Annotated in this window: 18 protein-coding genes and 1 pseudogene; 7 read left to right on the top strand and 12 right to left on the bottom strand. The window is 72.8% G+C overall.

Going from position 1 to position 20,796, the window contains the following annotated elements; all coding sequences use genetic code 11:
- Window positions 1-43 precede the first annotated feature (43 nt).
- Both OG559_RS27910 and OG559_RS27915 read right to left on the bottom strand, forming a co-directional pair.
- Window positions 44-727, bottom strand: a complete 684-nt coding sequence (locus OG559_RS27910) for a response regulator (protein ID WP_405109122.1) — start codon at window positions 725-727, stop codon at window positions 44-46.
- Window positions 724-1,848: a sensor histidine kinase gene (locus OG559_RS27915; protein WP_405109125.1), complete on the bottom strand. Its 1,125-nt coding sequence runs from the start codon at window positions 1,846-1,848 to the stop codon at window positions 724-726. The genes OG559_RS27910 and OG559_RS27915 overlap by 4 nt, the downstream gene beginning before the upstream one ends.
- Window positions 1,849-1,934: 86 nt before the next feature.
- Between OG559_RS27915 and OG559_RS27920 the strand changes: the two genes are divergently transcribed.
- Window positions 1,935-3,359, top strand: coding sequence for a serine hydrolase domain-containing protein (locus tag OG559_RS27920; protein ID WP_405109128.1), 1,425 nt, complete (start codon window positions 1,935-1,937; stop codon window positions 3,357-3,359).
- 345 nt (window positions 3,360-3,704) lie between these two features.
- On the top strand, window positions 3,705-5,132 hold the full coding sequence (gene rox / locus OG559_RS27925) for a rifampin monooxygenase (RefSeq protein ID WP_405109131.1): 1,428 nt from the start codon (window positions 3,705-3,707) through the stop codon (window positions 5,130-5,132).
- 155 nt (window positions 5,133-5,287) lie between these two features.
- Here the strand turns inward: rox and OG559_RS27930 are convergent, their stop codons facing one another.
- Entirely contained in the window at window positions 5,288-7,633 is a 2,346-nt protein-coding gene (locus OG559_RS27930; RefSeq protein ID WP_405109134.1) for a glycosyl hydrolase family 18 protein, read from the bottom strand.
- Window positions 7,634-7,838: 205 nt separating this feature from the next.
- On the opposite strand from OG559_RS27930, the gene OG559_RS27935 reads away from it, so the two are divergent.
- On the top strand, window positions 7,839-8,012 hold the full coding sequence (locus OG559_RS27935; protein ID WP_405109137.1) for a hypothetical protein: 174 nt from the start codon (window positions 7,839-7,841) through the stop codon (window positions 8,010-8,012).
- 23 nt (window positions 8,013-8,035) lie between these two features.
- On the opposite strand, the gene OG559_RS27940 is transcribed toward OG559_RS27935, so the two are convergent.
- The 3 genes and pseudogenes from OG559_RS27940 to OG559_RS27950 form a co-directional block, all read right to left on the bottom strand.
- Window positions 8,036-8,512 carry a DUF1992 domain-containing protein gene (locus tag OG559_RS27940; protein ID WP_405109139.1) on the bottom strand — a complete coding sequence of 159 codons (477 nt, stop codon included), beginning with the start codon at window positions 8,510-8,512 and terminating at the stop codon, window positions 8,036-8,038.
- Between the two features lie 837 nt (window positions 8,513-9,349).
- Window positions 9,350-10,165, bottom strand: coding sequence for a GNAT family N-acetyltransferase (locus tag OG559_RS27945; protein ID WP_405109142.1), 816 nt, complete (start codon window positions 10,163-10,165; stop codon window positions 9,350-9,352).
- Window positions 10,166-10,283: 118 nt separating this feature from the next.
- Window positions 10,284-10,876, bottom strand: a pseudogene (locus tag OG559_RS27950) (GNAT family N-acetyltransferase).
- Window positions 10,877-11,074: 198 nt separating this feature from the next.
- On the opposite strand from OG559_RS27950, the gene OG559_RS27955 reads away from it, so the two are divergent.
- Window positions 11,075-11,725, top strand: coding sequence for a LysE family translocator (locus OG559_RS27955; RefSeq protein WP_405109145.1), 651 nt, complete (start codon window positions 11,075-11,077; stop codon window positions 11,723-11,725).
- A 16-nt stretch (window positions 11,726-11,741) separates the two neighbouring features.
- On the opposite strand, the gene OG559_RS27960 is transcribed toward OG559_RS27955, so the two are convergent.
- From OG559_RS27960 to OG559_RS27970, 3 genes are all read right to left on the bottom strand, one after another.
- A complete protein-coding gene (locus tag OG559_RS27960; RefSeq protein ID WP_405109148.1) occupies window positions 11,742-12,566 on the bottom strand; it encodes an SDR family NAD(P)-dependent oxidoreductase in 825 nt (274 codons plus the stop codon).
- A complete protein-coding gene (locus OG559_RS27965; protein ID WP_405109150.1) occupies window positions 12,563-13,879 on the bottom strand; it encodes a flavin-containing monooxygenase in 1,317 nt (438 codons plus the stop codon). The genes OG559_RS27960 and OG559_RS27965 overlap by 4 nt, the downstream gene beginning before the upstream one ends.
- A gap of 62 nt (window positions 13,880-13,941) precedes the next feature.
- A complete protein-coding gene (locus tag OG559_RS27970) occupies window positions 13,942-14,583 on the bottom strand; it encodes a TetR family transcriptional regulator (protein ID WP_405117025.1) in 642 nt (213 codons plus the stop codon).
- A 79-nt stretch (window positions 14,584-14,662) separates the two neighbouring features.
- Between OG559_RS27970 and OG559_RS27975 the strand changes: the two genes are divergently transcribed.
- The gene (locus OG559_RS27975; RefSeq protein ID WP_405109153.1) at window positions 14,663-16,012 is read left to right on the top strand and encodes an MFS transporter; all 1,350 of its coding nucleotides are present in this window, start codon (window positions 14,663-14,665) and stop codon (window positions 16,010-16,012) included.
- A 62-nt stretch (window positions 16,013-16,074) separates the two neighbouring features.
- Window positions 16,075-17,217, top strand: coding sequence for a hypothetical protein (locus tag OG559_RS27980; protein WP_405109156.1), 1,143 nt, complete (start codon window positions 16,075-16,077; stop codon window positions 17,215-17,217).
- A 15-nt stretch (window positions 17,218-17,232) separates the two neighbouring features.
- On the opposite strand, the gene OG559_RS27985 is transcribed toward OG559_RS27980, so the two are convergent.
- Window positions 17,233-18,714, bottom strand: a complete 1,482-nt coding sequence (locus tag OG559_RS27985; protein WP_405109158.1) for a peptide MFS transporter — start codon at window positions 18,712-18,714, stop codon at window positions 17,233-17,235.
- 241 nt (window positions 18,715-18,955) lie between these two features.
- On the opposite strand from OG559_RS27985, the gene OG559_RS27990 reads away from it, so the two are divergent.
- On the top strand, window positions 18,956-19,297 hold the full coding sequence (locus OG559_RS27990; RefSeq protein WP_007460094.1) for an RNA polymerase-binding protein RbpA: 342 nt from the start codon (window positions 18,956-18,958) through the stop codon (window positions 19,295-19,297).
- Window positions 19,298-19,386: 89 nt separating this feature from the next.
- Here OG559_RS27990 and OG559_RS27995 read toward each other — a convergent pair whose 3' ends face one another.
- Both OG559_RS27995 and OG559_RS28000 read right to left on the bottom strand, forming a co-directional pair.
- Window positions 19,387-19,911 (bottom strand): FxsA family protein, encoded by a 525-nt coding sequence (locus OG559_RS27995; RefSeq protein WP_405109161.1) that lies wholly within the window; start codon window positions 19,909-19,911, stop codon window positions 19,387-19,389.
- Between the two features lie 54 nt (window positions 19,912-19,965).
- Window positions 19,966-20,772 (bottom strand): polyprenol monophosphomannose synthase, encoded by an 807-nt coding sequence (locus OG559_RS28000; RefSeq protein WP_396674307.1) that lies wholly within the window; start codon window positions 20,770-20,772, stop codon window positions 19,966-19,968.
- Window positions 20,773-20,796: the final 24 nt, after the last annotated feature.

Consider the following 20,796-nt stretch of genomic DNA (forward strand, 5'->3'; position numbering starts at 1 on the left):
CGGGCCGCTGAACCCCACGGGAGCGACCGTCAGAAAACGAAAGTCATTCGAGGGAGTGGTTGTTCGTGGCGAGCGACGGCTCCTCGGGTAGGCGTGCTTGGTAGCCGGCGATGACGAGTTGGGCGCGGTCCCGGGCTCCCAGTTTGGTCAGCAGCCGTCCGACATGTGTCTTGAGGGTGGCGCGGCTGATGTGCAGGGCAGCTTGAATCTCGGGATTGGACAGGCCTCGGGTGATGAGCGTCAGGACTTCGCGTTCGCGGGGCGTCACGCCGTCGAGGGGTCGGGAGGCGGTCGGCCGGTTGGTGAAGGCCGCGATGAGGCGGCGGGTGACGGTGGGGGCGAGCAGTGCCTCGCCCGCGGCCACGGTGTGGATCGCGTCGAGCAGCCGGGGTGGGGTGGTGTCCTTGAGGAGGAAGCCACTGGCGCCGGCATGCAGTGCCCGGTAGACGTGGTCGTCGAGGTCAAAGGTGGTCAGGATGAGCACCCGGGGCGGGTGAGGACTGGCGGTGAGCTGTGCGGTCGCGGTGATGCCGTCGATGTCCGGCATGCGGACGTCCATGAGGGCAATGTCGGGACGATGCTCGGCGGCGAGTGCGAGGGCTTCGCGTCCGGTGCCTGCTTCGGCGGCGACGGTGATGCCGGGGCTGGCGTCGAGCAGGCGGCGGACGGTGGCTCGGAACAGGGGTTCGTCGTCTGCCAGCAGTACGCGGATGGCGTCGCTGCTCATGTCGGGAACGGGAGGGTCGCCCGCACGGCGAATCCGCCGGTCGGCTGTGGGCCGGTTGTCAACGTGCCGCCGTGCAGGGCGGCACGTTCCCGCATCCCTGCCAGCCCGTGCCCGGTGGCCGTGTGACGGCGGGCGGTGGTGGTGCCGTCGTCGACCACGCAGAGTGTGAGGGCATGGGGCGTCGCTGTGACGCTCACGTGGCAATGGCGGGCGTTGGCGTGCCTGCGCACGTTGGTGAGGGCCTCTTGCAGGATGCGGTAGGCGGAGGTCTGCACGGCAGCCGGCACGGCCGACGGGTGTGGCCCGTCCACGGTGACGTCCACACCGGCCGCCCGGGCGGCCTCGATCAGCCCGCCGACACCAGCCAGGTCGGGTGAGCTGTCCTGGCGGTCATCGGGTGAGGGTTCGTCGCGCAGCCCACCCAGTACGGCCCGGACGTCGTTCAAGGCGCCGCGGCTCACCTGCTCGATGGTGCGTAGGGCGGCGTTCTGCTCGGTGCCCAGGTGTTGTGCGACGGCGGCGTTCATGGCGATCAGGCTGAGATTGTGTCCGACGACGTCGTGGACGTCCCGGGCGATGCGCAGCCGTTCCTCGGTGATCGCCCGAGCGGTGCGCAGCCGGGTCAGTTCAGCGGCGTGCCGGCGGCTGCTCCGCACCGCCCAGGCCAGCGCCCACGAGCCCGCGATGACGGCGATGCTCATCGCGGTCGCCAGCCAGGGCGTGGTGCTGAACGACTCCACCCCATCCGTGACAGGAATGAGGGGAAACCGGCTCGTGGCAGCGTCGGTGAGCCCGGGAAGCAGAACCGCTGCCAGCGCGGTCGGCAGACCCCACGCCGCGGCCTGGGCCGAGATGATTGCCACCGGGTAGAGCGCGAGCGCGACGGCCCACATCGACACCTCCGCTCCCACCCCGGCGAGCATCGCAACAGCCGCAGCCGTGCCGACGAGCGCCAAGACGGGCACCGGCCGCCGGCGGCGGGCCGCGAGCGGCAGGCCGACGAGCGCGGACAGCGCCCACACCGCCACGCCGGAAGCCGGTGTTCGCAGCACGGCGGCGGCCGTGACGGTGACCGCGAGCAGCACGTCGGCCACGAGGAGGGCGCGGCGGGGAATCAGCACGGATGTCACCGTAGTGACGGCCATTGCGCCGCGCATCGGACCACCGTCCGATGCACCGAGGGGACGTCGCCACGCAGGCTGGCGCGGTGCTGATCCGAACGCTGACCGCCCTGATCCTCGCCGCCCCAACCGCGCCCACCGCCCCAGCCGTGGAGATCATCCCGGCCACGATAGACGCGGCGGTCCAGTCGTACCGCGAGGTCACGGGCGTGCCGGGCGTCGCAGTCGCCCTCACGCGGGGTCGCACCGTGATCCATACCGCGGGCTACGGGAACACCGCACAGGGCGACGCCGTCACGGACCGTACCGTCATGGCTGTCGCCTCAGTCAGCAAGTCCATGACGGCGCTGACCGTTCTGCAGCTGGTCGACGCCGGCCGCATCCAGTTGGACGTTCCCGTACGCAGCTACCTGCCGGAGTTCACCCTGGCGGACGAGCGCGTCGCGCAGGTCACCGTACGGCAGCTGCTCCACCACACCTCCGGGATGTCGGACCGGACGTACAAATCCTTCAGCGGCCCTGCGGCGCACAACCTGCAGGAAGCGGTCGCCTCGATGCGTACCGCCCGCCTGGCGGCCGACCCGGGCACCCGGTTCGAGTACCACAACCCCAATTACCAGGTCGCCGCGCGTCTGGTCGAAGTCGTCAGCGGCCAGCCGTTCGACGCCTATCTGCGGCAGCAGGTGTTCGGCCCCCTCGGCATGGTGGACAGCCGGACCATCAACACCGCCGACGAGCTACCACCCAGCAGCCGTGGTCACCTGATGATTGCCGGCACACCCGTCGCCCTGCCGGAACCTCCTGCGTTCGGCGCCGGCTCCGGCGCTGTGCTGAGCACCGCCCACGACATGGCCGCCTGGCTCATCTGCCAGAGCAACCACGGCCGCGGCCCCGACGGCACGCCGGTCGTCTCCGCCGACGCTGTCGCCGACATGCAGCGCCCATCCGCCGACGACTACGGCCTGGGCTGGCAGAGCGACACCACCGGCTCCGGCGCACCGCTGATCGAACACGACGGCGACATGATGACGTTCACCGCCTACCAGGCCATCCTGCCCGGCAGCGGGTACGGCATCGCGGTGATGGCCAACACCGGAACTCTGCACCGCGACGCCCAGGCCATCGGGGCGCGCCTCATCGACCTCATCGAAGGACGCGCCCCGGCGCGCCCCAACACGTCCCTGGTCTGGATTGACATCACCATCCTGGTTCTCGTGCTCGCCGTGGCGCTGCTGGGCGCACGCGGGATCCGCCAGGCCCACGGCTGGGCTACCAACCGCCGTCTTGACTGGGGGGTCGCCGCCCGGCTCCTGCCCTACCTGCTGCCGTTGGCCCTTCTTGTCGAGCTTGACGGTGTGGTGAGCTTCCTCTATCGCGGCCGTGACATCTCCTGGCTTCAGACGGCCTACCTCTATCCCACCTTCACGCTGCTGCTCGCGGCGGCATCAGCCGCTGGCATCGCGGTCATCGTCAGCCGGCTGACGCTGCTCGTTCGCAATCCGCAGCGGTAGTTCCTCACCTACAGCAGGTCGATCAGGCCCGTCCACAGCGGGCCGACAAAAGGTGAAGGCAAGGAGATTGTCCACTCCTTGCCACTCTCAACATATAGCGCACTGGGGGCCTTGCGGCAAGACCCGGGTCGTGCCGCAGAATCTCCAGCCGAAGCCAGAACCTGCGGTAATCAGGGATTCGCGAAGTACGTTCCCTCTGGTCGACGGCGGGGTCTCGCGGGACGTCGAACCGCTGGTGGGACTCGCGATGCGGGTGCGCGCACCCGGCGCGGAGGTGCGGGTCACCGCGCCGCCGAACTGCGCGGGCGACTGGCCGAAATGCAAGCTTGTTCATTGGGGGTTTCCATGATTGACGTCATCATCGCCGGCGGCGGACCGACCGGCTTGATGCTGGCCAGCGAGTTGCGGCTGCACGGCGTGTACGCGCTCGTCCTGGAGAAGGAGACGGAGCCGGCCAGGTATGTCCGCGCGCTCGGCCTGCACGCGCGCAGCATCGAGGTGATGGACCAACGCGGTCTGCTGGAGCGGTTCCTCGCGCTCGGCCAGCAGTACCCGGCCGGTGGTTTCTTCGCCGGCATCCCCAAGCCTTCGCCCGGCCGGCTGGACACCGCACATCCGTACGTCCTCGGCATCCCGCAGACCATCACCGATCGCCTGCTGGCCGAGCACGCCATCGAGGTCGGCGTCGAGATCCGGCGCGGCTGTGAACTGGTCGGGCTGAGCCAGGACGACCACGGGGTGACCGTCGAGTTGGCCGACGGCACGCAGTTGCGCTCGCGCTACCTCGTCGGCTGCGACGGCGGCCGGAGCACGGTGCGCAAGCTGCTCGGCGTCGGCTTCCCCGGTGAGCCCACCAGGGTCGACACGCTGCTGGGCGAGATGGAGGTGGCCGTGCCGCCGGAGACGCTGGCCGCCGTGGTGGCCGAGGTCCGCAAGACGCAACTGCGGTTCGGCGCCGGGCCCCTCGCGGACGGGGCGTACCGCGTCGTCGTGCCCGCCGACGGGGTGGCCGAGGACCGTACGGTCCCACCGACCCTTGAGGAGTTCAAGCAACAGCTGCGGGTCCACGCCGGCACCGACTTCGGCGTGCACTCACCGCGCTGGCTCTCCCGCTTCGGCGACGCCACCCGGCTGACCGAGCGCTACCGGGTCGGCCGGGTGCTGCTGGCCGGCGACGCGGCGCACGTCCACCCGCCGCTGGGCGGGCAGGGGCTCAACCTCGGCATCCAGGACGCGTTCAACCTGGGCTGGAAACTGGCCGCCGAGGTCAACGGCTGGGCACCGGAGGGGCTGCTGGACAGCTACCACACCGAACGGCGCCCGGTGGCTGCCGACGTGCTGGACAACACCCGCGCACAGACCGTGCTGATGTCCACCGAGCCGGGTCCCCTGGCAGTGCGCCGGCTGGTGGCGGAACTGATGAACTTCGAGGACGTGAACCGGTACCTGACCGAGAAGATCACCGCGATCGGGGTCCGCTACGACTTCGGCGAGGGGCATGAACTGCTCGGCCGGCGGCTGCGGGACGTGGGGCTGAAGCGGAGGCGCCTCTACGGCCTGATGCACGGCGGCCGAGGGCTGCTGCTCGACCAGACCGGCCGGCTCTCGGTGGCGGGCTGGGCGGATCGGGTCGACCACGTCGTCGACGTCAGTGAGGAACTGGACGTGCCCGCCGTGCTGCTGCGGCCGGACGGTCACGTGGCGTGGGTCGGTGAAGACCAGCAGGATCTGCTCAGCCACCTGCCCAGGTGGTTCGGCGCTGCCGTCAGCTGAGCGCGTAACTGTGGCTCGACAGGGCGGGAGGGCCAGCACCAGCTAGCGGGCCGTTCGGCTGGTCAGGACCGGCTCGCCGCCGTCGTGCCGGACCGGCTGGTCCCCGACCCCGCCGGGGGCGGCGGCGCGGTGGCCCCGCCGCCCCCGGGTCGGTGTCAGCGTGGTGACGGCAGGCCGGTGTTCACGGCGGACATCAGGGTGCCGGCGGTGGTGTCGCCGGACATCTCCCAGATCATGCCGCCGAGCAGGTTCTGCTGCTTGGCCCAGGTGGTCTTCTGGCCGATCGACCACGGGTCGTCGAAGGTCCACCACTGCCCGCCGTTGCCGGTGAAGCAGTACGACGAGACGGACTGCGTGTCGTGGTGGACGGTGCAGCCGGGCACCATCGCGAGCAGGTTGGCGTACCCGCGGGTGCCCGCCTCCTCGGCGAACTGGCCGGGTGCCGCCCCGGTGGCGGTCTGCCACTCCCCGTTGGCCGAGCCGCCGCCCGGCAGGGTTCCGGCGGCGACCCCCTGCCAGCCCCGGCCGTAGAAGGCGAAGCCGACGGTGAGCTGGCGCGGGTTGACCCCGGCGTCGGTGTACGTGCGCACGGCGCGTTCGACGCTGAACTCGAACGGGTACGGGTCCTGCGCGTCGCGGTACAGGTTGCCCTGGTGTCCGGTGCGGTTCGGCTCCCACGAGTTGTCGCTGCCGGCGCCGTGGAAGTCGTACCCCTGCACGTTGGCGAAGTCGAGGTAGTCGAAGACGCTCGGCGTGCCGTCGGCGCGGCTGATGTCCCACCCCGCGTCGATCTTCGCCGGATCGGCCGGGGTGAACGCGGTCAGCAGGTACCGCTTTCCGGTGGTCGCGCCGAGTCCGTCCATCTGCCGGCGGAACTCGGCGAGCAGCGCCGTGTTGTTGGCCTTGTCCTGCGGCCCCCAGTGGTTGCCGGGGTGCCCTTCGGCGCCGGGCCACTCCCAGTCGAGGTCGATGCCGTCGAAGATGCCGGCCGCGGTGCCGGGCCCGCCGGAGTTACCGGCCACCGGCAGGTTGCCCCGCAGGTAGATGTCCAGGCACGAGCGGACCAGCTTCTCCCGGCTCGCGGGGGTCGCCGCGGCGTCGGAGAAGAACTTGGAGTACGTCCAGCCTCCGAGCGAGATCAGGATCTTCAGGTGCGGGTGCTTGGCCTTGAGCTTCTTGAGCTGGTTGAAGTTGCCGCGCAGCTTCTCCCAGCCGGTGTCGGCCACGCCGTCCACCGACTGCGCCGCACTGAACGGTCGGCCGTAGTCGGCGTCGGCGTCGCCCGCGCCGGTGCCCTGGTCGGGGTCCTGCGGGTTCTGGGTGGTGCCCCGGGTGACGCCTTGCAGGCAGGTCAGGTTCACCGGGTCGAGGTTGGCGAAGGAGTAGTTGATGTGGGTCAGCTTCGCTGCGGCGCCGGACGTGTCGAGGTTCTTCACGAAGTACTGCCGGCCGTAGATTCCCCATTGGACGAAGTAGCCGACCTTGGCGTACCGGCCGGCGCCCATCACGTCGTCGGTGGTGACGGTGACCGGCGCGCTGGCGGGCGAGACGTTGTCGTAGGTGTCGCGGGCGCGGACGGTGAAGGTGTACGCGGTCAGTGCGGTGAGTCCGCCGACGGTGATGCTGGTGCCCGTGCCGTTGACCGTGGCGGCGATTTGGGTGCCGCGGTAGACGTCGTACCCGGCGATGCCGCTGGCGTCGTTGACGGCGTTCCACGCGAGCGTGACGCTGTTGGCGGTCACGGCGGTGCTGCGCAGGCCACCGGGTGCCGGCGGGGCGACGGTGTCGTCGCCCGGGTTGAGGGTGGTGGCCGACACCGCGGCGCTCGCCGGCGAGGTGTTGCCGCGGGTGTCCTTGGCCACGACGGCGAAGGTGTACGAGGTGTTCGGCGTCAGCCCGCCGACGGTCGCCGCAGTGCCGGTGACCGACGCGACGACGGTCCCGCCGCGCAGCACGTCGTACCCCGCGATCGGGAAGTCGGTGGCGGTGGCGGCGGTCCAGGTCAGCGACAGGGTCTTGGTGGTCCGCCCGCTGACCGTGAGGCCGGTCGGCGTGCCCGGCGCCCGGTCGGGGCTGCCGTCGCACTTGTTGCCGTTGACCCGGCAGTTCGTCGGCGCGGTGGCCGTCCCGGTCGCGATGTACCAGAAGCTGTACGGCTCGGTGCTGCCACCGGCCGCGACGGTGCCGTTGTAGTGCGCGTTGACGACCGTGACGTGGTCACCGACCCGGGTGACGGTGCCGTGGTAGGCGTTGCCCATGGTCACCCCGGCCGGCAGGTCGAACTCGAGGGTCCACCCGGTGACCGCGGTCGTCGTCGGGTTGCTGATGACGTACTTGTCCATCCGCCACGAGCCGTTGTCGGACGAGGAGAAGCCGGCGGTGAGACCGGCGGCGGCATGGGCCGCGCTCGACGGCGCGACGATGGCGGCGACCACGGCCAGCAGGACCGTGACGGCCAGCGGCAGACGGGTGGCTCTTCGTGGACCGGTACGACCGCCCATGGCGTCCTCCTTTTAGGAAACTTTCCTAAAAGTTAAATCGGCGGCGATCGATAAGTCAAGGTCGCCGTCGCGGAGCGCGGGATCGCCCCCAGGGCGTGCTGCCCCCGCCGAACTGCTCGATATCACCGTGTACGTAGCGCCGCCCCCGGATAGGGTCCGGGCATGTGCCTCCCCCAGATCTACGACTGACCCGGTCGAGCTTGGCGTGGCCCGCCGCATCGCCACCTCGGACGCCACCGCGGCAGCGCTGCGGACCGCCCTGAGTGAACTTGTCGCCGACGCGGAGGTCAGCCGCCGCCTGGCGCTGCTACGTGCCGACACGCGAGCCGAGGGCGGCACCGCGCGAGCCGCCGACCTCATCGAGGACGCCCTGGGCTGACCGGAAGCGGACGTCACCCCCGGTCAGGCGCGGCGGCCCCGGGGCCGCCACCAGCCTCGACGGCTTCGCGGCAGCTGCGACGGCTGCGGCGCGGGGCCGGTCTCCACCCGGGACCGGTCCCGGGCGGCGCGCCACTGCCGGACCACCTCGTCGGCGTTGGCGGGCCGGACGACGACCCGCGGCCCGGTCGGGTTGCGCAGCCAGGCGAGGACCTGCGCGTTGAGGTCACCCACGTACGCCCGCACGGCCTGTTCGGTGGGCAGGTCCCGCACCTCGTCGGGGATCCGCTCGATGCGGCGGCGCAGTTGCAGCGGGGTGGGGAGCAGCAGCTCGGTGGGCAGCGCCTCGCGCTCCAGGAAGCTCTTGATCCACCACGACTCGTCGTAGGGGGTGTTCCGTCCCGGGAGCGGTTTGCCCATGCCGGGCAGGTTGTCGAACTCACCACGCTCCTGGGCGGTGCGGATCTGCGCCTCAGCCGCCGCCTCCCACCTGTCGGTCACCGTCGCCACCTCCCGTGCCTCCCGAAACTCCTGCCCCCGCAGCTTCCAGCTCAAAAGTAACGCTGGGAAGTTGACGCCCAGGAGCGTTGAGTGACGCGGTATCGACGGCGCACCAGGTGACGGCCGGGCACGGGGAGACTCCTTCGAGGGCCTCGGCATGAGAAACGTCGGGCCGTGCGGAGGCGTGGCGGACGTTCCCGGCGTTCAACAACGCCCCCCTCAGGAGTCGACCAATGGCGCACCGACTGCGTGACCGATGCGCGACACAGAGTCACGATACCCGTTGACGCAGGGTGTCGCTGGTGATGTTGCGACAGCCGCCGACCGGCCCCATTCAGTTGCGCGTGCATCAAACGGGCCCCCTCCGTTTCACCCACTTCATGTACTGCCTCTCGAAAAGGGGGAAAATGAAGGCAAAAAATTGCGTGAAGCTGCCCTTCGCGTTCGCAACCCTCCTGCTCGCACCCACTGCCGCTACTGCCGGGGCGTCAACGCCGGCGTCCCATGTCCGTCGCGGCCGGTGATGACTTCTCCATCAACAGCAGCATCTGCGGCACAGGTCGGGTCAAGTCGATCGCAACCGCCCTGCCATCCGGACCTCGCCGTCCACGACGGCAGGGCTGATCACGACGGCGCAACCGGATACCATTACGACTGCGACGCCACCGTTGTTGACGGCGCGGTGACCGCGTGCGGCGTCACCAGCAGCCTCTGGGTCAGGATCGTTGACGAAGGTCAAGCAGCCTGAACACTCCCCGGCCTTTTGTGGGTTCCCTCGGAGCTGACAAGAGGCCGGGGTTGTGCGCTCGTTCCCTGCCCACCTTTTGCTGTGACCGGTCAGGGGGTAATGGCGTACTCGGTGAATTGGCCGCAGGCGGTGAAACCGAGGCGGCGGTAGACGGGTTCGCCGTTGGCGGATGCTTGCAGCACCGCGGTCCCGTAGCCCACGTCGCGGGCGGTGTGCAGGGTGGCCAGGGTGATGGCGCCGCCATAGCCGCGACGGCGGGCGGTGGCGAGAGTGGCGATGTTGTAGATCCCGGCAACGCCCGCGTGCAGGAAGACCTCGGCCGAGCAGACGGGACGGCCGTCGACGTAGCCGACCATGTAGCGGGCGGGGCAGTCGGCGGTGAGCGCCAAGTCGGCGGCGTCGGCGAAGAACCGGTGCACCGTGGCGGCGGGCGGGTTCCAGTTCGCAGCGAGGACCGTGGCGTAGTCGGCGAGATGCTCCGCAGTGGTCGCCAGGCGGATGTCCAGGCCGTCGGCGTACGCCTCGGGGAGAGGGCCGCGCAGGTCCTTCCACATGCCGGTCTCGGTCTCCGACGCCTCCAGGCCGGCGACCTGGAGGCACTCGGCAAGATTGCCTGGTGTGGAGGCGGGGCCCACCCACCAAGAGAAGGGGCGGCCGGTGGCGGCCAAGGTCCGGGCCACCTCCGCGGCGCGGGTCGGGGCGGCGGCCGGGGTGAAGCGGGCCGCCGCGACGATGTTGAAGGTGTCGTCGGTGAAACCGCTGTCGGCGATCAGCAGGTCGCCGGTCTCGGTGACGGATGCGCCTTCCAGGTTCCGGTGCAGGTGGCAGGCGTGCTCGGCGAGGTTCTGCTCCATCGCGAGCAGGAGGCCGGATTGATTGATCGACGGGAGATTTACTGGATTCATGATGATTCATTGCAGCATGCCGCCTGAGGCACTCGCAGGTGCTTTGCCGTGCCTGTGAACCGGCCCTCCGGGGCTGCCCACTGAACGCATGACTGTTCCGGTGGTCCCCACGGCCGGTTCAGGCCTGGGCGCGGCGTGGGGCCGGCGGTGCTCCGCGGACGTAGCGGTGCCCGTCGCGGGGGAACGGCGCGCGAGCCGGCAACACCTCCTGCAACAGGTAGCCGGTCTTCTCCGCCACCCGGCACGAGGCCAGGTTGTCGACCTGGTGCAGCAGTTCCAGCCGGGCCAGCCCGGTCGCGGCGAACCGGGTGAACGCCCAGCCGGTGACCGCCTCCACCGCCCGGGGCGCGACGCCGCGCCCACGCGCCCAGGCGGCCGTCCAGTAGCCCACCTCGGCGGTTCGCGGCCGGGCAGGACCTCCTTGAGCACCACCGTGGCGACGAGCCGGTCCGCGGCGGCGGGCCGCGGCTGCAGCACCGCGAAGCTGAACCGGCTACCGGCGGCCCAGCCCTGCCTGCTGCGGGTCACCCACCGCCGGGCGCCGTTGACGTCGTCGACGGGGCGCCGCACCCAGCGGCGCAGCTCCGGATCGCGGTAGACCTCGATCAGCTCGGCGATGTCCGCGGCGCACCATGGGCGGAGCAGCAGCTCGGGGCGGTGGGCGGTCGCGGGGGCCCGCAGCAGGACCGGCATCCCCGTAGTGTGGCCCATCACGCGGGGCGGTGCTGCCCGTCGAGGGGCCGGAGTGGACGGTGGGCTGGCCGCTAGCCCGAGGTGTCAGGCGTTCTACCGGCCGCCGGGCGACGGCCGGCTCACCCCGGAGCCAGCCCCTGCTGATCCGTCGGCGCTGAGGGCCCCGGGCACAGCGTAGGCTCGACCGCGAACTCGAACGGGAAAACGGGGCGGATCATGGTCGATGCGACGGCGGTGCTGGGGATCGCGCTGGTGGCGTTGGGGCTGGTGCTGACTCCCGGCCCGAACATGGTCTACCTGGTGTCCCGGTCGGTGACGCAGGGCCGCCGCGCCGGGCTGGTGTCGCTGGCCGGGGTGGCGGTCGGGTTCGGTGTCTACCTGACAGCCGCGGTCGCCGGCATCGCGACGGTGTTCGTGCTGGTGCCGACGCTGTACACGGTGGTGAAGCTGGCCGGGGCGGGGTACCTGCTGTGGCTGGCCTGGCAGGCGGTGCGCCCCGGTGGCCGGTCAGCGTTCGCGCCGGCGCCGTTGCCGCCGGACCGGCCGCGGCGGCTGTTCACGATGGGCCTGGTCACGAACCTGCTCAACCCGAAGATCGCGATTCTGTACGTGTCGCTGTTGCCGCAGTTCGTGGATCCGGCGCGGGGACACGTGGCGGCGCAGAGCCTGCTGCTGGGCGGCGTCCAGATCGTCATCGCGTTGACGGTGAACGCGCTGATCGTGCTGAGCGCCGGGTCGGTCGCGTCGTTCCTGGCCGGCCGCCCCACCTGGCTGCGGGTGCAGCGGTACCTGATGGGAACGGTGCTGGCGGCCCTGGCCGTGCGCATCGCGGCGGACCGGTCCCGGGCCGCCGCGGCCACGTTCTGACGGCCCGCCGCGCCGGTCAGCCGGCGGCGTCGCGGTGGCGGCGGACGAGGCCCTCGGCCAGCGGCGCGCCGTCGAGGTCACCGGCGGCGACCCGGACGGCGACAGTGCGCCGCACGAGGCGGTCGGCGAGCGCGGGCGCGTGCCGGGCCAGGGCCAACTCGAGACGTCCCCGGGCGGTGGTGGAAACGTCGCGGGGGGCGCGGCGGGCGGTGGCGGCACGCAGGATCGCCGCGACCACACCCTCGACGGATTCCAGCCGGGACACCCCCCGCAGGGACAGGCCGGCTCGGGAGGTGCTGTCGTGGATGGGTGAGGCGACCATGCTGGGGTAGACCACGCTGACCCCGACGTGGGTGCCGACCTCCAGCCGCAGCGCGTCGGCGTACGCGACGAGGGCGCGCTTGCTGACCCCGTACGCGGCCGCGAGGGGTAGCGGCAGGACCGCCATCCGGCTGGCCACGAAGATCACCCGGCCGCGGGCGTCGACGAGGGCGGGCAGGGCGGCGGCGGTGGTCCGCCACGCGGCGAGCAGATTCACCTCGATCTGCTGACGCACGGTGTCGTCGGGGGCCAGTTCGGCGGGGGCGGGTCCGCCGACGCCGGCGTTGTTCACCAGCAGGTCGAGGCCGCCGAGCCGGGCGACGGCGGCGCGCACGGCCGCGGTCGTGGCGTCCGGGTCGGTCAGGTCGACGCCGAGCACCGGCACTCCGGCGGTGGTGCCGGGGTACAGGTCGAGGCCGATGACGCGGGCATCGGCGGCGGCCAGGGCCGCGCACAGCTCACGTCCGAAGGTGCCCCGGGCGCCGGTGACGACGACCCGGCGGCCGGTCAGGGCGCTCATCGCGTCGTCCGGGCTCGGCGGACGCCGGCGGCCAGTTCCCGGCGCAGGTCGGCCAGGTACGCGTCGAAGTCGACCCGCATCGCCGGTCGGCGCTGCCCCCACCGGGCGGTGGCGGCGCGCAGCTCGGCCCGGCAGGCGGCCCGCCGCCGGTCCGCGTCGGGCAGGGCGTACCGGCCGGCCAGGTGCGCGGCGACGAGCCGGGCCTGCGCCTCGACCAGGGGGAACGCGGCTCCGGTGGACTGCATGAGCCCGACGAACGCCAGGCCGGGTGCGTCGAGGTGGAACACGTGCCGGTACAGCGGGAGGGTGTCGGGGCCGGCGCCGAGCAGCGCCGGGTCGAGGAAGTCCACGGCGACGCGGTAGCCGGTGCACCACACGACGAGGTCGACCTCGTCGACCCGGCCGTCGGTGAACTCGACCCGGTCGCCGTGGAAGGCGGCGATGCCGGGGCGGGCCTCGACGGCGCCGTGGGTGAGCCGGGACAGCAGGGTGTCGGAGAGGGTGGGGTGGTCCTGCAGGAAGCCGTGGGTGGGGGCGGGCAGGCCGTAACGGGGCGGTGGGCCGACGGTGGCGGCGAGCACGCCCTGGCTGATCCGCTGACGCAGCCGCCAGGGCAGCCGGCGCGCGAGCGCCCCGTTGAGGGTGTCCGCCGGGCGGCCGAGCAGGTACTTGGGCACCACCCACACCCCCCGGCGCAGGGACAACAGGGTGCGCCGGGCGGTGTGGGAGGCGTCCACGGCGATGTCCATCGCGGAGTTGCCGCCGCCGACGACCAGGACCCGCCGGCCGGTGAGCTGCTCGGGGCCCCGGTAGTCGTGGCTGTGCAGCTGTTCGGCGGCGCAGTCGCCCGGGTAGCCGGGCTCGGGTGGGCGGGGCACCCGGTTGTGGCCGTTGGCGACGACAACCGCCTCCACGTCGACCTCGACGGGGCCGTGCGGGCCGGTGGCCCGTACCGTCCAGCGGCCGTCGGCGCCGGGGGCGACGTGGGTGACGGTGTGTCGCAGTGCGACGGCGTCGAGCAGCCCGAAGCGTCGCGCGTAGTCGTGCAGGTAGCCGGCGACGCGGGTGTGGTCGGGGTAGTCGGGCCAGTGCGCCGGCATGGGGTGGTCGGCGAACTGGGTGCGGGTCCTGCTGGTGTTCAGGTGCAGGGTCCGGTACGCGGGCGAGTCGGGGGCCCCGTACACCCACAGGCCGCCGACGGTGTCGGCGGCCTCGTAGGCCACGGCGGTGACGCCGACGTCGGCGAGGGCCTTGAGGGTGGCCAGGCCGGCGGCGCCGGCGCCGACGACCGCGACCCGTGGCGGTGCCCCCATGCGGTCCCCCTCGACAGTTAATCCAACGCCTGCCGGATAATGCGCGGATCGGGCCCCGCTCGTCAAGCCGGCGGGCCGTACAGGGCATCGAGCAGCCGGCGCAGGAACGCCCGGAACTCCCGCCGCTCCCGTGCCGGTGACCCCCCGGGGGTGGCCAGCGCCACCACGTGCGCGTGCACCGCCCACACCAGGCTGCGTACCGTGACGTGCGGGGTCGGCTCCACCAGTGCCCCGCCGGCCGCGGCGGCGGCCAGCAACTCCTCCACCAGGTCGTACAGGGGGGTGGCGTAGCGCTGGTCCAGCTCGGCGTGCCGGTCCGGCTCCAACCAGCGGCGCAGCCACAGCGCGGTGGTCTCCGGCCGGTCCTCCAGGAAGTCGACGAACACGTCGAGCAGGTCGTACAGGGCGCGCCGTGCCTGCTGCGGCCCGGCGTCGAGGGCTTCGCGGGCGCGCGCCGCCCCGGCCTGGAGCACCGCCCGCTCGGCGGCGAACACCCGGGCGAAGCAGGCGTCGTAGAGCTGCGCCTTCGTACCCGTGTGGTGGGAGACCGTGGCCACGTCGACACCGGCGGCCGCGGCGACCTCCCGCAGCCCGACGGCGTCGACGCCGCGGGCGGCGAACAGTGCGGTGGCGGCGGCGAGCACCACCTCGCGGGTGTCTCGGGTGTCGGAACGCCGGGGCCGACCCGGTCGCCGTCGGGGCATGGTCACGGCCGCCATTGTCCCCCTACAATCCAGCAACCGTTGGATTGGGGGCGGCGTGCCGCCGGAGGGACGCAAACCTATGACCGGGCTCGACACCCGCGACCGCACGCCGGGCACCCGCCTGCCGCGCGGGCCGCTGCTCGGCTTCGCCACCGGCTCGCTCGGCATGGGCGTCTGGGTCACCGTACCCGGGTTGCTGCTGCTGTACTTCCTCACCGACGTCCTCGCCGTGGCGCCGTGGCTGGCCGGCCTGACGCTGCTGGCGCCGAAGGTCGCCGACGTGCTGCTGCACCCGTGGGTGGGGCACCGCTGCGACGTGCAGCAGGCCCGCCGCGGACACCGGCGACGCCTGCTGCTGGTCGGCTGCCTGCTGCCGGTGGCGTTCGCCGCGCTGTTCGCCGTCCCCGGCGGGCTCACCGGTGCGCCGGCGGCGGGCTGGGTGGCGGTGTGCTTCGTCGCCGGGAACCTGCTCTTCGCCGCCTACCAGGTGCCCTACCTGGCCACCCCGGCCGACCTGCGGATCGGCTACCACGAGCGGACCCGGCTGATGGCGTTCCGGATGGTGGTGCTCACCGCCGGGATCCTGGTCGCCGGCCTGCTGGCGCCACTGCTGACCGGCGGGGACACCGCGACACGGGCCGGCTACCAGCGGATGGGACTGCTGCTGGGCGTGGGCACCCTCGCGGCGATGCTGGTCGGGATGACGGGCATCGGCCGGCTGCGCCGGGCCGCCGGGACGTCGGGGGACGGCCACGCCCCGGGCGGGTGGCGGGCACTGGTCGCGGCGCTGCGCGACAGGCAGTTCCGCTGGCTGGTCGCCGCGTACCTGGCGATGTCGACCACCACGCACCTGGTGCTCGCCGGGGTGCCCTACTACGCCGAGTACGAGCTGGGCCGTCCCGCGCTGACCACCGTGCTGGTCGCGGCGTTCGTCGCCCCGGCGCTGCTGGTCACCCCCGGCTGGCTGGCGGTGGCCCGGCGGGTCGGCAAGCAGCGGGCGCTGCTGGCCGCGCAGGGCGCGTTCGCCGCCGGATCGCTGGTGCTCGCCGTGGGCCGACCGGCGGGCCTGCCGGCGCTGGTCGCGGCGGTGGCGGTGCTCGGGGTGTCGTTCGCCGGGATGCAACTGCTGCCGTTCGCGATGGTGCCCGACGTCATCCGCGCCGCGGGCGCCACCGGCGCGGGCACCTACACCGGGGTGTGGACGGCCACCGAGGCCACCGGCGCCGCGTTGGGCCCCTACGCGTACGCGCTGTGCCTCGCCGCCGGCGGGTTCGTCGCCTCGGCCGGCGGTGAGCCGGTCGCCCAACCCGGCGCGGCGCTCACCGCGATCCGCTACGGATTCGGGTTGCTGCCGGCCGCGCTGATGCTCGCCGCGGTGCTGGCGCAGCGCCGCTACACCCTCGACGGCGCGGCCCGCGCCGCCGGCTGACCCGCCCGCCCGGCGCCCGTCCCCCGCGGCCGGGCGGGCGGCGTGGCTAGACTTCCGCCTCGATGGACGCCCAGCCCTCCCCCACCGAGACCCGTCCCTGCGCGCACTGCGGCCGGGACGTGCCGCAGCGGGCCGGCGCGGGCCGGCCGTTCCGCTACTGCCGGGACAACGACGGCGCCTGCCAGCGGGCGTCACGCAACAACCGGATGCGGCACCGCAACGCCCCGGGCCTGCCCGGGCAGGTCGCCCGCACCTGGGAGGCCGTGGACCGGCTCGACCAGGTGGTGGAGACCCTCACCGAGGCGCTGCACGCCGAACTGTCCCCGGCGGGGGTGGAACGGCAGCTGGCGCAACTACGCGCCGAGACCGCCGCCGAACTGGCCCAGGCACACACCGAACGCGACGAGGCCCGCCGCGACGCCGAGGACGCGGCGGCGGGCGCCGCCCGAGCCCGTCAGGAGGCCCGCACGGCCGCAGCCGAGGCCGACGCCGCCCGCGAGCGGACCGAACGGGCCGAGGCCGACGCGGCCCGGGGCCGGGAGCGGGCCGACGCCGCCGAGGTGGCCCGGGACTCCGCGCGCCGCGACAACGGGGCGGCGCAGGCGCTGCGGGTGCAGGCCGAACGGGACCGCGACGCCGCCCGGCACGAGCTGCGTACGGTGACCGGCGAACGCGACGACGAACGACGGCGGGCCGCCGACCTGACCGCCGAGCGGGACACCGCCGCCGCCGACGCGCGGCGCGCCGCCGACGCGGCGGACGAGGCACGGCGGCGCGCCGGGCAGGCCGACGCCGACGCCGAGCGGACCCGCGCCGACGCGCGGCGCTCCGCCGAGGCGGCAGAGGCGGCGCGCGTCGAGGCCGCCCGGGCCCGTGAGGAGACCGACCGGCTGCGCGCCGACGCGGGCGAGGCTCGCCGCGCCGCCGAGCAGGCGCACGCCGCGGCGACGGCGTCCCGACAGGAAGCCGCGGCGCTGTCGGCGCGGCTGGCCGAGGCCGACGCGGCCCGCGCCGCCGTCGCCAGCCAGTTGGCCGCAGCCCGGGAGGCGACGGCTACCCTACAGGGTCGCCTCGGTGAGCTGGAGGCCCGCCTCGGCGCGGCCGAGGCCGACCGGGACGCCGCGCAGCGGCGCTCGGCGCAGCTCGTCGACCAGGTCAGCGACCTGGCCGCCGCACTGGCCCGGCTCGGTGCCGCACCACGCTGACGTGTCCCTGACCTCTCAGTGGATGCCGACCATCAGCCGGCGGATGTGCCGGGAGAACATCACCGCGCTGAGGCCCAGCAGCACCGACGCCACGCCGAAGACGAGGAAGTACGTCGGCTCCGGCCACGCCTCGGCGAGCCGGGCCACCTGACCGCCGATGGCGTCACCGACGGCGGTGGCCAGGAACCACAGGCCCATCATCTGGCTGGCGTACTTCACCGGGGCGAGTTTCGTGGTGGCGGACAGGCCGACCGGACTCAGCGACAACTCCCCGGCGACCTGGATGGCGAAGACCGCCACCAGCCACCACGGGGAGACCAGGTCACCGCCGACGGCGGCCTGCGCGGCGGCGGCCATCAGCACGAAGGACAGGCCGTTGAGCACCAGGCCGACGGCGAACTTCACCGGGGTGGAGACCCGGTGGCCCAGCCGCAGCCACAGCCACGCGAACAGGGGCGCCCCGATGATGATCAGGATCGGGTTGACCGACTGGAGCCAGGACGCGGGGAAGGTGAACCCGAACACGTCCCGGTCGGTGCGGTCGGCGGCGAAGATGTTCAGCACCGACCCGGCCTGGTCGTAGATGAGCCAGAACGAGGCGGCGAACACGAACAGCCACACGTACGCCTTCATCCGGCTGCGTTCGGTGCCGCTGAGTTCCCGGTCGGTGAGGATCCGCGTGAAGTACCCGACGGTGACCAGCACGGTGGTGGCGGTGAGCAGGTTGACCATGGTGTCGACGGTGAACAGCCCGACGACGGCCAGGGCTGCCAGAACCACCGCCAACGCGCCGGCGGCCACCCCGACGCGGGTCAGCGCGCGGCGGCGGTCGGCGCCGAGCAGCGGGTCGGCGGGGCGGGCGCCGGCGTCGCCGAGGTGCCGCCCACCGATCACGTACTGGATCACCCCGAAGGTCATGCCGACGGCGGCGACGGCGAACCCCAGGTGCCAGTTGATCCGTTCGCCGAGGAAACCGGTGATCAGCGGGGCGACGAAACCACCCAGGTTGATGCCCATGTAGAACAGGGAGAACCCGGCGTCGCGGCGCGGGGAGTCCCGGTCGTACAGGTCGCCGACCATGGTGGAGATGTTGGGTTTGAGCAGCCCGGTGCCGACGACGATCAGCGCCATGCCGGCGAAGACGCTCCAGCCCACCGGGATCGCCATCACGTAGTGGCCGCAGGCGATGGTCACACCGCCCCACAGCACGCTGCGGCGGGCGCCGAGGAGCCGGTCGGCGACCCACCCGCCGGGCAGCGCCATCAGGTACACCATCGCGTTGTACGCGCCGTACACGGCGGTGGCGGTGGACTGGCGCAGACCGCCGCCGTCGTCGGCGACCGCGGCGGTCAGGTACAGCACCAGGATCGCCCGCAAGCCGTAGAAGCTGAACCGTTCCCACATCTCGGTGAGGAACAGGGTGGCCAGGGCGCGGGGGTGGCCGAAGAAGGTCCGGCCGGTGGGCGGCCGGTGGTCGACCGGCGCGTCACTCGACATCGACACCTCCGCACGGCTGGGGTTCGATAACATCCCCGTAAACCGCCGAAACACTCCCACCGACTCGACCGGCCGGGGCGACCCCGCCGGGTGCATGTCCTGTCCGGCTACCCTTGCGGGGCGACGGCCGTGCCGCACCCCACCGGGTGGGCGGGTTCCGGCCCGCCAGGGCGGGGAATGGCCCGGCCGGCACGGACCGTTACACGAGAAGACCAGCACCACGAGCGAGGGGAAGTCGATCATGGGCGAGCGTATGCTGCGCGGAAGCCGTCTGGGCGCGGTCAGCTACGAATCCGACCGCAACACGGAGCTCGCGCCGCGTCAGACCCGCGAGTACCTCTGCGCCAAGGGCCACCAGTTCGAGGTGCCGTTCGCCGTCGACGCAGAGGTCCCCACCACCTGGGAATGCAAGTTCGACGGCAGCGTCGCCCGGCTGGTCGACGGCAACGAGCCGGAGCAGAAGAAGGCCAAGCCGCCGCGCACCCACTGGGACATGCTGCTGGAGCGCCGCTCCATCGCCGAGCTGGAGGACATCCTCGCCGAGCGGCTGCAGGAGGTCCGCACCCGCCGCGGCCGCGCCTGAGCACCAGCCCGAACAACGCGAAATGCCCCCGGGAGGTCACCTCCCGGGGGCATTTCGCGCATGTCCCGCCCAAAGTCGGAATTCCCGCGTCAACGGCCGGGTTCGACGATCTCCCCCTCGATGGCCCGGCCACCGTCGACCACCGTCGGCTCGACCGGCGCCTCGTCGGACGGGGCGGGCTGGGCCGCACCACGGCGCACCCGCACCACCCGCGGCCCGAACAGGTCACCGGCGACCATCGACGACACCCGCCGCTCCGCGGCCCGCCGCACCCCGGCCCGGGTGAGCCGCCGCACCGGCGGCACCAGCAGCAACGCCCCCACCACACCACTGACCAGGCCCGGCACCGCCAGCAGCAACGCCCCCAACAACCCCACCAGCCCGTCGGTGACCTGCGGGCCGGGCGGCTGACCCGCCTGCGCCGCCGCCCGGAACCCCCGCCACGCCCGCATACCCTCACGCCGCAGCAGCACCAGCCCCAGCAGCGACGCCGCGAACACCAACAGCACCGCCGACCCGAACCCGACCAGCCGGCCGACCCCGACGAACACCGCCAGTTCCACCAGCACCGCCAGCAGCGCCGCCACCGGCACGAATTTCAGTCCTCGGCGCATCTCACCCCATCGGCCGTTCCGACATCCCGCCGTTCAAGCATGACACGCCGCCGGTCACGGCCACCGTGCCTGACCGGCGCGGGTGCCGTACACCCCACGCCGCCACGCCGCCCGCCGATCCTGCACCGCCCACACACTGATCCGCCACAACGCCTCCGCGACGATCACCGGGCTCATCTTGCTCGCCCCCCGCTCCCGCTCGGCGAACGTGATCGGCACCTCCACGATCCGCGCCCCCGCCCGGTGCGCCAGCCGCGACAACTCCACCTGGAACGAATAGCCCTGCGAACACACCGACCCCAGGTCCACCGCGTCCAACGCCGCCAACCGGTACACCCGGTACCCGCCGGTCGCGTCAGCCACCGGCATCCCCAACGCCACCCGCGCATACAGGTTCCCGCAACGCGACAGCAGCAGCCGCCGCAGCGGCCAGTCCACCACCTTCGCGCCCCGGCACCAGCGGGAACCGATCACCACGTCGGCGTCCCCGGCGGCAGCCAGCAACCGCGGCAGGTCCTCCGGGGCGTGGGAACCGTCGGCGTCCATCTCCACCACCGCGTCGTAGCCGCGCTCCCGGGCCCACCCGAACCCCGCCAGGTAGGCGGCACCGAGGCCCTGCTTACCTGGCCGGTGCAACACCCGCACCCGAGCGTCGGTGGCGGCGAGCGCGTCGGCGATCGCCCCCGTACCGTCGGGGCTGTTGTCGTCGGCGATCAGCACGTCCACGTCCGGAGCGGCGGCGCGGACCCGCGCCACGATCGGCGACACGTTGTCCGCCTCGTTGTAGGTGGGGATGACCACCAACACCCGCCCCAACCCCGGCCGCCGCACCTGCGGCCGCACACCCACCGCTCCGCTCACCGTTCCTCCGCCCCCGCCGACGCG

This window comes from Micromonospora sp. NBC_01405 (genome assembly GCF_045040155.1).
In the GTDB taxonomy this organism is placed as follows: domain Bacteria; phylum Actinomycetota; class Actinomycetes; order Mycobacteriales; family Micromonosporaceae; genus Micromonospora.

Coding starts and splice junctions, on each gene's coding strand:
- OG559_RS27910 (WP_405109122.1), bottom strand. CDS start 727: ATGAGCAGCGACGCCATCCGCGTACTGCTGGCAGACGACGAACCCCTG.
- rox (WP_405109131.1), top strand. CDS start 3,705: ATGATTGACGTCATCATCGCCGGCGGCGGACCGACCGGCTTGATGCTG.
- OG559_RS27930 (WP_405109134.1), bottom strand. CDS start 7,633: ATGGGCGGTCGTACCGGTCCACGAAGAGCCACCCGTCTGCCGCTGGCC.
- OG559_RS27945 (WP_405109142.1), bottom strand. CDS start 10,165: ATGAATCCAGTAAATCTCCCGTCGATCAATCAATCCGGCCTCCTGCTC.
- OG559_RS27955 (WP_405109145.1), top strand. CDS start 11,075: ATGGTCGATGCGACGGCGGTGCTGGGGATCGCGCTGGTGGCGTTGGGG.
- OG559_RS27960 (WP_405109148.1), bottom strand. CDS start 12,566: ATGAGCGCCCTGACCGGCCGCCGGGTCGTCGTCACCGGCGCCCGGGGC.
- OG559_RS27965 (WP_405109150.1), bottom strand. CDS start 13,879: ATGGGGGCACCGCCACGGGTCGCGGTCGTCGGCGCCGGCGCCGCCGGC.
- OG559_RS27970 (WP_405117025.1), bottom strand. CDS start 14,583: ATGCCCCGACGGCGACCGGGTCGGCCCCGGCGTTCCGACACCCGAGAC.
- OG559_RS27975 (WP_405109153.1), top strand. CDS start 14,663: ATGACCGGGCTCGACACCCGCGACCGCACGCCGGGCACCCGCCTGCCG.
- OG559_RS27980 (WP_405109156.1), top strand. CDS start 16,075: ATGGACGCCCAGCCCTCCCCCACCGAGACCCGTCCCTGCGCGCACTGC.
- OG559_RS27985 (WP_405109158.1), bottom strand. CDS start 18,714: ATGTCGAGTGACGCGCCGGTCGACCACCGGCCGCCCACCGGCCGGACC.
- OG559_RS27990 (WP_007460094.1), top strand. CDS start 18,956: ATGGGCGAGCGTATGCTGCGCGGAAGCCGTCTGGGCGCGGTCAGCTAC.
- OG559_RS27995 (WP_405109161.1), bottom strand. CDS start 19,911: ATGCGCCGAGGACTGAAATTCGTGCCGGTGGCGGCGCTGCTGGCGGTG.